Here is a 15,060-nt window from a genome sequence, read left to right on the forward strand (position 1 = left end):
TCCGCGCTCAGGGAGGAATGGCGCGGGTGTTGGAGTTTACCCACAATACGTGGCTGGTCGCGGCGTCTTTCGCCGTGGCCCTGTTCGCAGGGTTCAGCGGGCTGTCGCTACTGCGCGGGGCCTCCCTCATGCCCATCGTGCAGCGCAAGTTCCTGGTCGCCGTGGCGGCGATCGTTCTGGGCGGCGGCATCTGGTCGATGCACTTCGTCGCCATGCTGGGCCTGCAACTGCCCGAGTTGTTCTATTATGACGGGCTGATCACGCTGATGTCGGCGCTGGTCGCCATCCTGATGGTGGGGTTGGCGCTTCTGGTGCTGCACTTCGCGCGGCGCACACCGGTCACGATCACGGCGGCCGGTTGCATCATGGGGGCCGGCATCGTGGCCATGCATTACATCGGCATGCTGGGGATGGAGATGTGCGGGCCGGTCTTTCGGCCGCTTGGCGTGGGGGTGGCGCTGGTCGCGGCGCTGGCCCTGTCGAGCCTGGCAGTCTGGGTCGCCTATGGGTCGCGGACGCGTGGGCATATCCTGCTGGGCACGCTCTGTTTCGCCGCTGCCGTCGTCTCGATGCATTTCATCGCGATGACGGGCACGCAGTTCTACCGCTCGGACGTGGCTTCGACGGCGGGCCCGATTCTGAGCAACGCCGTGCTGGCGATGCTGGTCACGGTGTCGTCCTTCGTCATCAGCGGCGTGTCGCTGCTCAGCGGTGTGTCGTTCTTCGGCTCCGGCGCCGTTTCCAATGCCCCGGAGCCGGACGCGGAGGCCGCCGAATCGTCGCCCGGTCCATCCGCAACGCTGCCGGAAACGAGCCCGACCGCCCTGCCCGTTCCTTACGAGCGGGATGGAACCACGCGGTTCGCCGAGTCCGCGACCATCGCCGCAGTCCGGGCCGAGGGCCATTACACCGTGCTCTATACCGGCAAGGACAAGTTCCTGTGTCCCTGGTCCATTTCCGAGGCCTACAGCCGGCTCAAACCGCATCGGTTCATCCGCGTGCACCGGTCGTACCTGATCAACCCGGCCTATGTCAGCGAGTTCCAGCGCACCAAGGATACCGGCGTCTGTTTCTTCAAGAACACCGAGTCCCTCGCCAAGGCGCCGGTCAGCCGCTCGCGCCTGGCTGATGTGCGCGAGGCCCTGGGCGTCTGAATTCGCAACTCGCGCAGGTTATTCGCAACTCGTGCAGAAAGCCGCGACATTCGGGCGCGGGTGTTTGGCGGCGGGCCGGTCTTCCCTGACCCTCGAGTGACGACATCGACAGCGATGCCGCAGGGAGGACCATCATGATACCAGCCGGGTTCGAGTATCATCGACCCGCCGATCTGACGTCGGCGATAGACATTCTGAAACAGCATGGAGACGAGGCGCGCGTGGTCGCGGGCGGGCACAGCCTGATCCCGATGATGAAGCTGCGCATGGCCGAGTTGGGCCATCTCGTCGACTTGCAGGACATCGACGCGATGAGGGGCATCGCGGTTGCGGGCGACGCCGTCACCATCGGCGCAATGACCACGCAGCACGAGATGATCGTGCACGACGGGCTTGCCGCCGCACTGCCGATCCTGCGCGAGGCGGCGCTGCAGATCGCCGACCCCCAGGTACGCTACCTTGGCACCATCGGCGGCAATGTCGCCAACGGCGATCCGGGCAACGACATGCCCGGGCTGATGCAGTGCCTGGACGCACGCTTTGACCTGACCGGCCCCGACGGTACGCGGCAGGTGGCGGCGCGCGATTTCTACGAGGCCGCCTATTTCACCGCCCGCGAGGACGAGGAGATCCTGACCGCGATCATCATCCCGACCCCCGCGCCGGGCACCGGGTACGCCTATGCCAAGCAAAAACGCAAGATCGGCGACTATGCCACCGCCGCCGCCGCCGTGCTGGTGGACAACGGCAGCGCATCGGTTGCCATGACCAACCTGGCCGATACGCCGATCTGGTCGGAGGCGGCGGGTGCCGCGCTGGCCGCCGGAGATATCGAGGGCTGTGTCGCGGCCATGCTGGGCGCCATCGACCCGCAAGAGGACATGCGCGGCCCGGTCGCGTTCAAGAAACACGTCGCAGCGGTGGTTCTGCGCCGCGCCATCGACAGCGCGCTGTCGCGCCGGTCGTAAGGGAGGCAAATCCATGAGCAAGATGCACGTCAAATTCAACCTCAATGGCCAGGAGGTCGAGGGGCTCGCCGAACCGCGCACCCTGTTGATCCACTTCCTGCGCGAGAACCTGAGGGTCACCGGGCCGCACATCGGCTGCGAAACCAGCCATTGCGGCGCCTGCACCGTCGATATGAACGGCAAGTCGGTGAAATCCTGCACCGTCTTCGTCGGCCAGGCGAACGGAACCGAGATTACCACTGTCGAGGGGCTGACCAATGCCGACGGCAGCCTCGGCGTGATCCAGGAGATGTTCCGCGAACATCACGGTCTGCAATGCGGTTTCTGCACGCCGGGCATGATCACCCGCGCCCATCGCCTGCTTCAGGAGAACCCGGACCCGACCGAGGACGAGGTGCGGTTCGGCATGGCCGGCAACCTGTGCCGCTGCACCGGCTACCAGAACATCGTCAAGGCCATCCTGGCCTCGGCCGAACAGCTCAATGCCATGAAGGAGGCTGCGGAATGAAGGACGAGGTTCAAACCCCCGAAGATCGCAGTGCCAACCTCAAGGGGATGGGCTGTTCGCGCAAGCGCGTCGAGGACGTGCGCTTTACCCAAGGCAAGGGAAACTACGTCGACGACATCAAGCTTGACGGGATGCTGGTCGGCGATTTCGTCCGCTCTCCCTATGCCCATGCGCGGGTGACGTCGATCGAGACCGAAGCGGCGCTCAAGGTGCCCGGCGTGCTGGCGGTGCTGACCGCCGCGGACCTGGAACCGCTCGGGCTGCACTGGATGCCGACGCTGGCCGGTGACAAGCAGATGGTTCTGGCCGACGGCAAGGTGCTGTTCCAGGGCCAGGAGGTGGCCTTTGTCGTCGCCACCGACCGCTATGCCGCCGCCGATGGCGTCGCCGCCGTCGAGGTCGACTACGAGGAACTGCCGGTCGTCACCGACCCGTTCAAGGCGATGGACCCGGATGCCCCGGTGCTGCGCGAGGACCTGGAGGGCCAGACCGAGGGCGCCCACGGTCCGCGCCGCCATCACAACCACATCTTCACCTGGGAGATGGGCGACAAGGACGCGACCGAACAGGTGCTGGACGAGGCCGAGGTGGTGGCCGAGGAGATGGTCTATTACCACCGCACCCACCCGATGCCGCTGGAAACCTGCGGCTGCGTCGCCTCGATGGACAAGGTCACCGGCAAGCTGACCCTCTGGGGCACCTTCCAGGCTCCGCATGCGGTGCGCACGGTCGCCTCGCTGATCTCGGGCATTGCCGAGCACAACATCCGTGTCATCAGCCCCGATATCGGCGGCGGTTTCGGCAACAAGGTCGGCGTCTATCCCGGTTACATCTGTTCCATCGTCGCCTCGATCGTCACTGGCAAGCCGGTGAAATGGGTCGAAAGCCGGATGGACAACCTGATGTCCACCGCCTTTGCCCGCGACTACTGGATGCAGGGCAAGATCTCGGCCACGAAAGAGGGCAAGATCACCGGGCTGTGGTGCCACACCACCGCCGATCACGGCGGTTTCGATGCCTGCGCCGACCCGACCAAGTTCCCGGCCGGGTTCATGAACATCTGCACCGGCTCCTATGACATCCCGGTGGCCTACCTGGCGGTCGACGGTGTCTATACCAACAAGGCGCCGGGCGGGGTGGCCTATCGCTGTTCGTTCCGGGTGACCGAGGCGGCCTATTTCATCGAACGGATGATCGAGGTGCTGGCGATCAAGCTGGGCATGGATGCCGCCGAGCTGCGCCGCATCAACTTCATCCGCGAGGAGCAGTTCCCCTATCAGTCGGCACTGGGCTGGGAATACGATTCCGGCAATTACCACGCCGCCTGGGACAAGGCGCTGAAGGCGGTGGGCTATGACGAGCTGCGCGAGGAACAGGCGCAGCGGATCGCGGATTTCAAGGCCGGCAAGACCCGCAAGCTTATCGGCATCGGCCTGACGCATTTCACCGAGATCGTCGGTGCCGGACCGGTCAAGAACTGCGATATCCTCGGGCTTGGCATGTTCGACAGTTGCGAGATCCGCATTCACCCCACCGGCTCGGCCATCGCGCGGCTGGGCACCATCAGCCAGGGCCAGGGCCACGCCACCACCTTTGCCCAGATCATCGCCAGCGAGATCGGCATTCCCGCCGACGACATCACGCTGGAGGAGGGCGACACCGACACCGCGCCATACGGATTGGGCACCTATGGCTCGCGCTCGACCCCGGTGGCGGGGGCGGCCACGGCGATGGCGGCGCGCAAGATCCGCGCCAAGGCGCAGATGATCGCGGCCTATCTGCTCGAGGTGCACGACGACGACGTCGAGTTCGATGTCGACCGTTTCGTGGTCAAGGGGGCGCCGGAACGGTTCAAGACGATGAAGGAAATCGCCTTTGCCTCCTACAACCAGCCGATTCCGGGGCTTGAACCGGGGCTGGAGGCGGTCAGTTATTACGATCCGCCGAACATGACCTATCCCTTCGGCGCCTATATCTGCGTGATGGAGATCGACGTGGACAGCGGCGAGCATCAGGTGCGCAAGTTCTACGCGCTGGACGATTGCGGCACCCGGATCAATCCGATGATCATCGAGGGCCAGGTCCATGGCGGCGCCACCGAAGGCTATGCCATCGCGATGGGGCAGGAGATCGCCTATGACGACATGGGCAACCACAAGAGCGCGACGCTGATGGATTTCTTCGTCCCGACCTCGTGGGAAACGCCGCATTACACCACCGACTTCACGGTCACCCCCAGCCCGCATCACCCGATCGGCGCCAAGGGGGTGGGGGAAAGCCCGAACGTCGGGTCTGTCCCGGCGTTTTCCAACGCGGTGCACGATGCGTTTCGTCCGTTCGGCCTGGTTCAGAGCCACATGCCGCACGATCAATGGCGCATCTGGACGATCGCCGACACGCTTGGCCTGCACGGCTGAGGGAAATTCGCCGCCCGTCACCGGGGATGGGGCGGACGGCGATTTGCAGGCGGATCAATCATGACAGTCGACACCCATATCGCCCTGAAAGAGGCCCTTGGCCGGATCGGCTATGTTGCCGAGGACACCCTTGCGATGGCGCTTCATCTCGCGCTGTCGCTGGGGCGGCCACTGCTGCTGGAGGGGCCTGCCGGGGTCGGCAAGACCGAGGTGGCGAAGGCCCTCACGGAACACCTCGGAGCAAGGTTGATCCGCCTGCAATGTTACGAGGGGCTCGATTCCTCGCACGCGATCTACGAATGGAATTACCAGCGCCAGTTGCTGGCGATCCGGGCCGATCACGCCAGCGAAGAGGCGCTGTTTTCCGACAGGTTCCTGCTCAAGCGGCCGCTGCTCGAGGCCATCACACAGGACGAGCCGCCGGTTCTTCTGATCGACGAGATCGACCGCGCCGACGAGGAGTTCGAAGCCTATCTGCTGGAGATCCTGTCCGATTTCCAGGTCACCATACCCGAGACCGGCACCATCACCGCCACCGCCCGTCCAGTGGTGATCCTGACCGCCAACGGCACCCGCGACCTGTCGGACGCGCTGCGGCGCCGGTGCCTGTATTCCTACATCGATTACCCAGACCGTGACACGGAACTGGCGATCCTCGCCAGGCGCGGTCCGAAGCTCGAGGCCCGGCTCGCCCGCCAGATCGTCGGCGTGGTGCAGGCGCTGCGGCGCGAGGAGCTGGAAAAGACACCCGGAATCGCCGAAATGCTGGACTGGGCCGCCGCGCTTGCCGGGCTGGGCATCAACGACCTGGCCGAGGATCGCGCGACGGTTCAGGCGACGCTGGTCTGCCTGTTGAAAACCGCCGCCGACCGCGATGCCGCCCCCGCCGAAGTCCTCGACCGCATCATCGGCAAGGTGGCGTGATGGGCGTGACCCGCTTTCCCGCGCGCGCCGAAGGGCTGGCCGACCGGATGACCGGGTTCATCGCGCATCTGCGCATGAACGGCATGAAGCTGGGCCCGGGCGAGACAGCGGATGCGCTGGCGGTGCTGGGGGCGGTGAACGCAACCGATCCCGCCGAGGCCCGGCTGGCGCTGAAATCGCTGATCGTGCCCGATGCCGAAGGCTGGCGGCGGTTCGACGCGTTGTTCGATGCCTATTGGTTCAACAGCGGCAAGACCCGGAGCGGCACCGCCAATGCCCATGTCCGGGTGCAATCGGCGCGGCCCACCCTGTGGCAGGACCATTTCGAGGCACCGGGCGACGGGGCCGCCGACAGCGACGGCGACACCACCCCCGGCGAGGGAGAGGGAGAGGCCGAGGGTATCGACGGCCGATTGATCGCCACCCGCACCGACAACCTGCGCAAGCGCGACCTGCGCGAGGTGATGGACGAAGACAGCCGGCGCGAGGCGGAACGCGCCGCCGAGGTGCTGGCCCGTTCCATCCGCGACCGTCGCTCGCGCCGGCGCCGGCAGGCCCGGCGCGGGGAAATGGCGGACCTGCGCCGCACCCTGCGCGCGAGCCTTGCCCGTGGTGGCGAGCCGATCGACCTGTTCCGCAAGCGGCGCCCGGACCGCCCGATGCGCATCGTGGTGCTCTGCGATGTCTCCGGGTCGATGCAACTCTATGCGCGGGTGTTCCTGGCCTTTCTCAAGGGGCTGGTCGATGCCGACACTACCGCCGACGCCTATCTGTTTCACACCCGGTTGATGCGGGTGACCGGCGCCCTGCGCGACCGCGACACGCTGCGCGCGGCGGAGCGGCTCAGCCTGATGGCCGAGGGGTTCGGCGGCGGCACCGATATCGGCGCCTCGCTGAACGCCTTTGTCGAGACCTATGCCGCCAGGGCGCTCACCCGGCGCAGCGTCGTCCTCATCCTGTCGGACGGCTATTGCACCGGCCCGCCGGAAAAATTGGCCGGGGCGCTGGCCCGGATCCGGCGCAAGGCGGGGCGCGTCGTCTGGCTGAACCCGCTGATGGGCTGGAAGGATTATGCCCCCGTCGCCGCCGCCATGGCGGCCGCCCTGCCCCATCTCGACGCGCATCTGCCCGCCAACACCATCGAGGCGTTGGCCGCCCTCGAACCGGAATTCGCACGGCTCTGAACAAAGGAAGAAACCATGGGATCCTTCGACATCTTCGATACGATCGACCAGCAACGCCGGGCCGGGCGCCCGTTCTGCGTGGCGACCGTGGTACGCACGGCGGACGTGACCTCGGCCAAGGCTGGCGCCAAGGCGGTGGTGACCGAGGCGGGCGAGATCCTGGGCCACCTGGGCGGCGCCTGCGTGAAACGCGCGGTGCTCAGCGCCGGGCAGATGGCGCTCGAAGCGGGCGAGACCCGGCTGATCCGAGTGAAGCCCTCGGAAAAGGTGGTCTCGCTCACCGATGCCGACGGCACCCAGGTGTTCCAGAGCGGCTGCCCCTCGGGTGGAACCGTGGATGTGCTGCTCGAACCCTTTGAACTGCCGCCCATGCTGGTGGTCTTTGGCGACACCCCGATCAGCCGGGCGCTGGCCGCGCATGCGGTGCTGGCCGGATATCGCCTCGCGCTGCCGGACGGTGCGGATGGCCCGCCGGAGGCCGCGCGTTTCGCCGGCAATGACATCTCGGCCCTGCTGCTCGGACCGCGCGATTTCGTCGTCGTCGCCAGCCAGGGCACCCAGGATCTGGCCTGCCTGCGCGCCGCGCTGGAAAGCCCGGCCACCCACGTCTCGATGGTCGCCTCGCGCCGCAAGGCCGACGCGCTGATCGCCAAGCTCGCCGCCGCCGGGATGGAGGCCGATCGCATCGCCCGGCTCAAGTCCCCGGCCGGCCTCGATATCCACGCCATAGACCCGCAGGAAATTGCCCTGTCGGTGATGGCCGAGATCGTCCAGTGGCGCAACACCGGGCGCAACACCCAAGGAGGAGAAGCAGATGAAAACCATGCGTAACTGGCTAAGGCGTCTTTGGACGCCGCGTGCGCCCGCCCTGACCGACGAGCAACGGCAGGAGATCCTGCTGCACAGCCACCCGAAATGCTGCTGAGAAAGGACTGAGAACACCATGGAGCTCAGCGACGAAATCACCATCAACGCGCCGAAATCGACCGTCTACGCGGCGCTCAACGATCCCGAGGTTCTCCGCCGCTGCATTCCCGGCTGCGAGGAGTTGATCCAGCATTCGCCAACGGAGCTCGAGGCGAAGGTCGTTCTCAAGATCGGCCCGGTCAAGGCCCGGTTCGCCGGGACCGTGACGCTCGACACCGCCGGCGCGCCCGATGGTTTCAGCCTGATGGGCGAGGGCAAGGGGGGCGCTGCGGGGTTCGCCAAGGGCGGCGCGGATGTCACCCTGACCGATGTCGAGGGCGGCACCCGACTGGCCTACAACGCCAAGGCCGATGTCGGCGGCAAGATCGCCCAACTGGGCAGCCGCCTGATCCGGGGAACCGCGGCCAAGCTCTCGGGCAAGTTCTTCACTGCGTTTGCGGCAGAGGTCTCCGAAAGCCCCGTCGGATGAGTACAGGTCCCGCACCCTTGTTTGGCGGCCCCTGACGCCGGGGTGGCGATTGCATCATCAGGACCTTGCGAGGTCCTTTGAAATGCCGCGCAGGTAGATCGCGAAGACCCCCGGGGCGGCGGCCTTCATCCGCTTCATGTCGCCGGCGATCAGGGATTGCATCACCAGCCCCTGAATCGTGCCGATGAAAAGCGTCGCGGCGGCCTCGACATCAAGGTCGTCGCGCAACTCTCCATTGGTCTTCCCGGCCGTGAGCAGGTCATGCAGGCGCGCGCCGTACTGCGCCATGAGGCTCTGCGCCAGGCGTTTCGCCGGAGTCTTGCGCGCCGCCTGAAGCTCGCCGAACAGCATCCGGGGCGCGCCGGGATGATCCGAGACAAATCCGATGTGGGCCAAAAACATCGCCTCCATCTTCCCGACCGGCGACTCGATATCCTTGGCGGCGCCGTCAATCCGGGTCATCAAGGTCCGCGTCACCCAGTCCATCACCGCCGTCCAGATCGCGTCCTTGTTCGGAAAATGACGAAAGATCGCGCCCTGCGTCAGCTTCATGTGCTTGGCGATCGCGGCGGTCGTGATGGTGTCCGGGTTGGTCGATGCGGCAAGGTCGATGACCGCCTCGACGGTCACGTTCCGGCGCTCCTCGGCCGGGATCTTCTTCTGCCTGGTCTTGGTCACCTGAAAACCTCCGTTTGCCCGGCTGGCACAATCCTCGATCTCGTTGCCGATAATACAGAGGTTCCGTCGGTGGCCGAAAGGACCGATCACGCTCCGCCCAATTTTTCCGCTGTCTGGGGCAAGCGCCTCAATGCGCCCGGTCCGGAGACATACGACAGAGCGCCTGCGCGGGCCACGCACATCGCCCAATTCTTGGTCGGCACCATGGCTTGACTCAGTATAGTAATCACTTACTATCTCACGCCGATGGCCGGCAATGTCGAAAATCAGGCAGGCCCAGATGCGGCCGCCGGAGATCAGGAGGGCTTATGGGAAAAACGCGATGGACACTCCGGGCGGTGGCGGGTGTTGCTGTCCTGTTCGGCCTTCTGACCATGGTGTCGGGGGGGCGTGCCCTGTTCGGTACGCCCGAGATGCGCGCCGCTGTCGGTGACGCGGTCCCATTCGTTCTGTGGTTCAATTTCCTGGCGGGTTTTGCCTATGTCGCCGCGGGTGTCGGTCTGTTCATGGTGCGGTCCTGGGCCATCCGGTTGTCGGTCGCGATCCTTGTGAGCACGCTCCTGATCATGGTCGCGTTCTGGATCCATGTGGCGTTCGGAGGGGCCTATGAGATCCGCACCGCCGGGGCCTTGGGCCTGCGCACCGCGATCTGGGGCATCATCGTCGCCGTGGCGCTGCGCGGGTCGAAGTCCGCAAGACCTGCGTCCGGGAGAAAACCAGCGGATGCGCCTGATGTTTGAACCGCCGGCAAACGGCCCGAATCCCGGACCGGACGGTAAGGAGATCCGCGATCGCAGCGCCGGCAGCGCCCAGGTTCCCACCCCGCTGCCGACCGGTGTCCGCATCGACACGGCGCCATCCTCGGCATAGCGCAGCGATACCGACACGATCCCTTTGCGGCCCTGAAAGCTGTGGCCGATGATCCGGCTCCGGATCTCGCCGGCCGACAGGGCATCCTCCGCCTCCATGCAGAACGCGATCAGGATGGCCACGGCCAGCGTTGCAGTCTTGGCCCATTGCGTGATTCCGGCCATGGTCCACCCGGCGATCAGGGGGTGTCGCGACCGGCCTACCTCGGACGGATCTCTGCGGCGGGCAAGACATCAACCCGGACGACACAAAGCATCACTCGGCAAGACGTTCCCCTTTCTGTTTTACATCGGACATCGGCGGCGCGACGTCGGGTTCCACCCGCGCGCGGGACACCCGCGCCATCCCCAGATCGCCGAGGATGGCGTAAAAGGCAGGCAGGACGATCAGCACAAGGATCGTGGAGGAGAACAGGCCGAAGACGACCGAAATCACCAGCGGCTTCAACGTCTGTGCCTGCGTGCTGGTTTCCATCAGCAAGGGCACGAGCCCCATCATCGTCGTGGACACCGACATCAGGATCGGGCGAAGCCGTTCGCGGCTGGCCCGTCCGGCCGCCTGCGCCAGGTCCATCCCCTCGCCGGCGTGCCGCTTGATGACCTGCACCAGCAGGATCGCGTTGTTGACCACGATCCCGGCCAGCGACGCGGCGCCGATCAGGGACGGCATCGAGATGTTGTACCCCATGATCAGGTGCCCCAGGATCACGCCGATAAAGGCCAGCGGGATCGAGACCATCACGATCACCGGCTCGACATAGCTGCGGAACTGAAACGACAGCACCACGTAGATGCCGATAAGACCGATCAGGAAACCGCGCAGGATCGACACGACGGTTTCCGCGGAATTTGCGCTCTGACCGCCGATCTCGAAACGCAGCCCGGGCATGGTGGCGGCAAGTCCGGGAAGGAACCCGTTCGCCAGTTCGGACACGATGGCGTCGGCGTTGCCGATCCTTGTATCGACGTCGGCCTGAACGGTGACCGTGCGCCGCCCGTCGACATGGGTGATCGAGGACAACCCCCGCGCCGCCTCGACCCGCGCCACGGTCGACAGCGGCACCGCCTGCCCGCTTGGCAGGGTCACCGTGAAATCACGCAGATCGTCGCGCGAGTCGCGGTCCTGCAATGTGTGCTCAAGCTCGATCTCATGCGCGATGTCCCCCTCCTGCACCGTCATGATGACCCGGCCCAGAAAGGCGGCACTGATCTGTCCCGCGACATCGCGCGCCGTCAATCCCAGCGCGGTCGCCCCCTCGGCCAGGTGCAGCCGAAGTTCCGGCTTGCCCGGATGCAGATCATGGGTGGCGTTGAAGACCCCGGCATAGCTCCGGGTTTCGGCAAGCAACCGATCCGCCGCGATCGACAACTCATCAAGGTCCGCAGCCGACAGGCGAATCTCGATCGCGATCCCCTGCGGCCCGATGCCGGGCTCGGTCAGCAGGATCGCCAGGGCGCCGGGCACCTCCCCGATCTCCTGCCGCCACAGGGTCACGATCTCGTCCAGTGTCACGGTCCGCGTCTCGGCACCCAAAAGATCGACACTGATCGTGGCCACATGCGGTCCGGTCTCACCCGCCGTGGCATTCTGGTTGAACCGCACCTGCAGGGATTTGACCAGCGCCGTCCCCTCCGGCTGATCCGGGGCAAAGGTGGCGTCGACCCGCTGCAGCGCCGCCGACACCCGGTCGACCACCTCGGTGGTGCGGGCCAGCGGCGTGCCCTGCGGCATCAGGATCCGGGCCTCCAGCACATCACCGTCGATGGAAGGGATCGCCTCGCGCTTGAGATAGCCGCCACCCATCAGCCCGACGGTCACGATCAGTGTCGCAATGGTCGCGCCGGTGACAAGGTATCGCTGACGGATCGCCATATCCGCCAGCGCACCGATCCGGTTCTCGCGGAAGCGCTCGAACCCGGCGTCGAACCCGGCGCGGAACCGCGAGGGCGGTTTCTCGGCGCTTTTCAGCCCGTGGCTCAGGTGATGCGGCAACACCCAGAACGCCTCGGCCAGGCTTGCCGCCAAGGCCGCGATCAGGACCAGCGGAACCACCTCCAGGACCGCGCCCAGATCCCCCGCCAGAAAGGCGAGCGGCCCGAAAACCGCGATCGTCGTGGCAAAGGACGACAGCACGCCCGGCATCACCGCAAGGGTGCCCTTGATCGCGGCCTCGGTCCGCGTGGCGCCACGGGCGGCGGCCTCGGCGATGGAATCGGAGATCACGATCGAGTCGTCCATCACGATGCCGATCGCCATCAGCAGGGCGACCAGTGTCATCATGTTCAGCGACAACCCCTGCAGGGCCATTCCCGCGAAGGCGCCCATGAAGGCCACCGGCAACCCCATCGCGGCCCAGATCGCGAACCCGGGCCGGAAGAACAGGCTCATCACCGCGATCACCAGCACCAGCCCCATGAGCCCGTTCTGCACCAGCATCACCAGGCGGTCGCGCACGATGCTGGTCATGTCCTTGACGATCTCGAGCCTGAGCGTGTCCGGCAGGGCGACGCGCTCCTCCTCGACCAGTTGCGTGACGCTGTCGAACACCTCCAGCGCGTCGGCGCCCAGCGCCTTGTCGACCTGAAGAAACACCGCGCGCTGCCCGTCCAGGAAGGCCAGCTCTTCCTCGGGGGTGTAATGCTCGGTGATGGTCGCGATCTGCCCCAACGTGAGTTCAGCACCGTTCGGTTTCGACAGCACAACCAATCCGGCCAGGCCCGCGATGCTGCGGCGTTCGTCGGCAAAGCGCAGGCTGATGTCGCGGCGGGTGGTTTCAAGCGTGCCCAGCGGGCGATCCACGCTCTGGGCGTCGATCTGCGCGGCCAGCCCGGCGACGGTCAACCCGTGCTGTTCCATTATCGCGCGGGGAACGGTGACGCGGAACTGCCGCTCTCCGAAGCCCGAGATCGTGACCTTGGCCACCCCCGGCAAGGCGGACAGTTGATCCTGCAACCCGGCGGCGTAGCGTTCCAGATGGGCGGCGGGCAGGTCGCCCGCCACGGCGACCGAGGTGACGGTATCGGTGCGGTGCAATTCGCGCACCGTGGCCGGGTCCGCCTCTGCGGGAAAATCATCGACCGCCGTGACCTCGGTGCGCAGATCGTTCACGAAGCGCGCGGAATCGCCGCCGGGGTCCATGGTCGCGACCGCGCGGGCAATGCTGCCTTGCGCGGTGCAGGTCAGTTCATCCAGGTTCTCGACGCTTTCGACCGCATCCCAGATGCGCCGGCACACCGTGTCCTCGACCTCTTCGGCGGTGGCGCCCCGGTACACGACACGTATCTCCGCCTCGACCGGTCGGAAATCGGGAAAGGTTTCCCGCTTGAGCGTCGGCGCCGCCATCGCCCCGGCCGCAAAGACCAGCACCAACAACAGATTGGCCGCGGTCGGGTGTTCTGCAAACCAGCGGATCATTTCGGCTCCCCGACCGGCACGACGATCATGCCGGGAACTGCCGGCACGAGATCGTCGAGAATGACCTCCTCGCCGGGAAACACCCCGTCTAAAATAATGGCGGTCCCGGACTGGAGCCATCCGACAGACACCCGGCGCAACTCGAGCCGCCCCGCGCCATCGCGCAGGTAGACGATGCCGCCTTCGTGCACCGCACTGTCCGGAAGCGTCACCTGTGTCGCCACCACCGGGCCGGTGAGGGTGAGTTCGACATACATGTTCGGCACCAGCGGAAGGCGGTCGGGCGGGTTCACCCCGGCGTAGGGGTCATCCACGACGACAACGGCCGGCACCGAGCGGGCCTGTGGATCAAGCGCGTTTTCCACCCGCACCAGGCGCCCGGCCCATGCCTGTTGGTCGTCCGACACCAGGGTCACCTCGACAGAGACCCCGGCGAAACGGTCGGGCAGATCCGAGGGGGACATGGGTTGGTCGGTTGCTTCACGGCCAAGAAGGCGCCGGAACGACGCGACGGGAATCTGCGCCGTGATTTCCACCTGTCCGACATCGTCAGCCGTGATCAGAGGCTGTCCCGCGGCCACGAACTGGTGCCGCTCGACATGCACCTTGCCGATCCGCAGATCGAAGGGAACCGTGATCTCGGTCATTTCAAGATCCCGCCTTGCCCGTGCAAGGATCGCCGTCGTGCGGGCCATTTGCGCGTCGAGCCGGTGTCGCCGGCTCGGGATCAGCGCAAGCGTATTCTGCAACTCTCCGACCGCGCGGCGAACCGTCAGGGTGGCACGTTCCTGGCTGTCGAGCGCGGATTGCGCCGCCACCCCCCTTTCGCGCAGGTCCCGGATCCGGTTCAGTTCGCTTTCGGCCAGGTCCAACCGGTTCTGTTCCAGCGCCAGCAGCCGACGAGTATTCGTCTCGTCGATGGCTATCTGCGCGACATCGGCTTGCAACGTGGACAGATCCGCCTCGGCCTGCGCAACCGCCAGTTCATAGGCCGACGGGTCGATTTTCAGCGCCGCGGTGCCCTCCTCAAGCATGTTGCCGGTTTCCAGGTCCGGATGACGCCACACGATGGTGCCCGCGACCTCGGAAACCGCCTCCCAGCTGCGCGCGGCCTGGACATTGCCATAGCCGCGAACAACCGTGCGTACCGGTTCGGCAGAAGCGATCATCGTCCGCGCGGCGATGCTGCGTCCGGCGTCGTCCACCCGCGCCGGAGGTTCCGCGTGCGAGATGAACCAGGCAGCGGCCGCGACGCCGAGCGCGATGGGGGGGAGCAACCGTAATACACGCGGTATTTTCACCTTTGAACTCCCACTGGTTTCAAATCGACCGGGCGCATCGCCCCCGGGCCTGCGCGCCCTCGGCGGGCAGCTCGTCAAATAGATAGTGATCACTTACTATCTATATCCGCTCGATACAAGGTCGGGCCTTGCGCCAGCTTGTCGCGCCGAGGTCACCGTTCGGCGGATGCCCCGGCGCGATCGCGAACGGCCACGAACATGATCTGCAAGGATGAAACCGCCCCTTGCCAGGCCACCAACGAGGCC

At 66.0% G+C, this 15,060-nt stretch carries 12 protein-coding genes; 8 read left to right on the forward strand and 4 right to left on the reverse strand.

Annotation, left to right across the window (positions count from 1 at the left end):
* Positions 1 to 17 precede the first annotated feature (17 nt).
* From ABWV23_RS05315 to ABWV23_RS05350, 8 genes are all read left to right on the forward strand, one after another.
* A complete protein-coding gene (locus ABWV23_RS05315; RefSeq protein WP_353345689.1) occupies positions 18 to 1,154 on the forward strand; it encodes an MHYT domain-containing protein in 1,137 nt (378 codons plus the stop codon).
* Between the two features lie 134 nt (positions 1,155 to 1,288).
* The gene (locus ABWV23_RS05320; RefSeq protein ID WP_353345691.1) at positions 1,289 to 2,122 is read left to right on the forward strand and encodes an FAD binding domain-containing protein; all 834 of its coding nucleotides are present in this window, start codon (positions 1,289 to 1,291) and stop codon (positions 2,120 to 2,122) included.
* A 13-nt stretch (positions 2,123 to 2,135) separates the two neighbouring features.
* Positions 2,136 to 2,630, forward strand: a complete 495-nt coding sequence (locus ABWV23_RS05325) for a (2Fe-2S)-binding protein (protein ID WP_353345693.1) — start codon at positions 2,136 to 2,138, stop codon at positions 2,628 to 2,630.
* A complete protein-coding gene (locus ABWV23_RS05330) occupies positions 2,627 to 5,047 on the forward strand; it encodes an aerobic carbon-monoxide dehydrogenase large subunit (protein WP_353345695.1) in 2,421 nt (806 codons plus the stop codon). Before ABWV23_RS05325 ends, ABWV23_RS05330 begins: the two co-directional genes overlap by 4 nt.
* A 60-nt stretch (positions 5,048 to 5,107) precedes the next feature.
* A complete protein-coding gene (locus tag ABWV23_RS05335) occupies positions 5,108 to 5,971 on the forward strand; it encodes an AAA family ATPase (RefSeq protein WP_353345697.1) in 864 nt (287 codons plus the stop codon).
* Positions 5,971 to 7,155, forward strand: a complete 1,185-nt coding sequence (locus tag ABWV23_RS05340; RefSeq protein WP_353345699.1) for a vWA domain-containing protein — start codon at positions 5,971 to 5,973, stop codon at positions 7,153 to 7,155. The genes ABWV23_RS05335 and ABWV23_RS05340 overlap by 1 nt, the downstream gene beginning before the upstream one ends.
* Positions 7,156 to 7,170: 15 nt before the next feature.
* On the forward strand, positions 7,171 to 7,986 hold the full coding sequence (locus ABWV23_RS05345) for an XdhC family protein (protein ID WP_353345701.1): 816 nt from the start codon (positions 7,171 to 7,173) through the stop codon (positions 7,984 to 7,986).
* A gap of 112 nt (positions 7,987 to 8,098) precedes the next feature.
* Positions 8,099 to 8,551, forward strand: a complete 453-nt coding sequence (locus ABWV23_RS05350) for an SRPBCC family protein (RefSeq protein ID WP_353345703.1) — start codon at positions 8,099 to 8,101, stop codon at positions 8,549 to 8,551.
* 57 nt (positions 8,552 to 8,608) lie between these two features.
* Here ABWV23_RS05350 and ABWV23_RS05355 read toward each other — a convergent pair whose 3' ends face one another.
* From ABWV23_RS05355 to ABWV23_RS05370, 4 genes are all read right to left on the reverse strand, one after another.
* The gene (locus ABWV23_RS05355; protein ID WP_353345705.1) at positions 8,609 to 9,229 is read right to left on the reverse strand and encodes a TetR/AcrR family transcriptional regulator; all 621 of its coding nucleotides are present in this window, start codon (positions 9,227 to 9,229) and stop codon (positions 8,609 to 8,611) included.
* Positions 9,230 to 9,525: 296 nt separating this feature from the next.
* Positions 9,526 to 10,263 (reverse strand): hypothetical protein, encoded by a 738-nt coding sequence (locus tag ABWV23_RS22395; protein WP_502901597.1) that lies wholly within the window; start codon positions 10,261 to 10,263, stop codon positions 9,526 to 9,528.
* 91 nt (positions 10,264 to 10,354) lie between these two features.
* Entirely contained in the window at positions 10,355 to 13,513 is a 3,159-nt protein-coding gene (locus ABWV23_RS05365; protein WP_353345709.1) for an efflux RND transporter permease subunit, read from the reverse strand.
* Positions 13,510 to 14,907: an efflux RND transporter periplasmic adaptor subunit gene (locus ABWV23_RS05370; RefSeq protein WP_353345711.1), complete on the reverse strand. Its 1,398-nt coding sequence runs from the start codon at positions 14,905 to 14,907 to the stop codon at positions 13,510 to 13,512. The genes ABWV23_RS05365 and ABWV23_RS05370 overlap by 4 nt, the downstream gene beginning before the upstream one ends.
* Positions 14,908 to 15,060: the final 153 nt, after the last annotated feature.

Origin of the sequence: Aquicoccus sp. SU-CL01552 (assembly GCF_040365005.1) — a bacterium.
In the GTDB taxonomy this organism is placed as follows: Bacteria; Pseudomonadota; Alphaproteobacteria; order Rhodobacterales; family Rhodobacteraceae; genus Antarcticimicrobium.

Excerpts from the sequence above, each read along its gene's own strand:
- ABWV23_RS05315 (WP_353345689.1), top strand. The coding sequence starts at position 18 with ATGGCGCGGGTGTTGGAGTTTACCCACAATACGTGGCTGGTCGCGGCG.
- ABWV23_RS05320 (WP_353345691.1), top strand. The coding sequence starts at position 1,289 with ATGATACCAGCCGGGTTCGAGTATCATCGACCCGCCGATCTGACGTCG.
- ABWV23_RS05325 (WP_353345693.1), top strand. The coding sequence starts at position 2,136 with ATGAGCAAGATGCACGTCAAATTCAACCTCAATGGCCAGGAGGTCGAG.
- ABWV23_RS05330 (WP_353345695.1), top strand. The coding sequence starts at position 2,627 with ATGAAGGACGAGGTTCAAACCCCCGAAGATCGCAGTGCCAACCTCAAG.
- ABWV23_RS05335 (WP_353345697.1), top strand. The coding sequence starts at position 5,108 with ATGACAGTCGACACCCATATCGCCCTGAAAGAGGCCCTTGGCCGGATC.
- ABWV23_RS05340 (WP_353345699.1), top strand. The coding sequence starts at position 5,971 with ATGGGCGTGACCCGCTTTCCCGCGCGCGCCGAAGGGCTGGCCGACCGG.
- ABWV23_RS05345 (WP_353345701.1), top strand. The coding sequence starts at position 7,171 with ATGGGATCCTTCGACATCTTCGATACGATCGACCAGCAACGCCGGGCC.
- ABWV23_RS05350 (WP_353345703.1), top strand. The coding sequence starts at position 8,099 with ATGGAGCTCAGCGACGAAATCACCATCAACGCGCCGAAATCGACCGTC.
- ABWV23_RS22395 (WP_502901597.1), bottom strand. The coding sequence starts at position 10,263 with ATGGCCGGAATCACGCAATGGGCCAAGACTGCAACGCTGGCCGTGGCC.
- ABWV23_RS05365 (WP_353345709.1), bottom strand. The coding sequence starts at position 13,513 with ATGATCCGCTGGTTTGCAGAACACCCGACCGCGGCCAATCTGTTGTTG.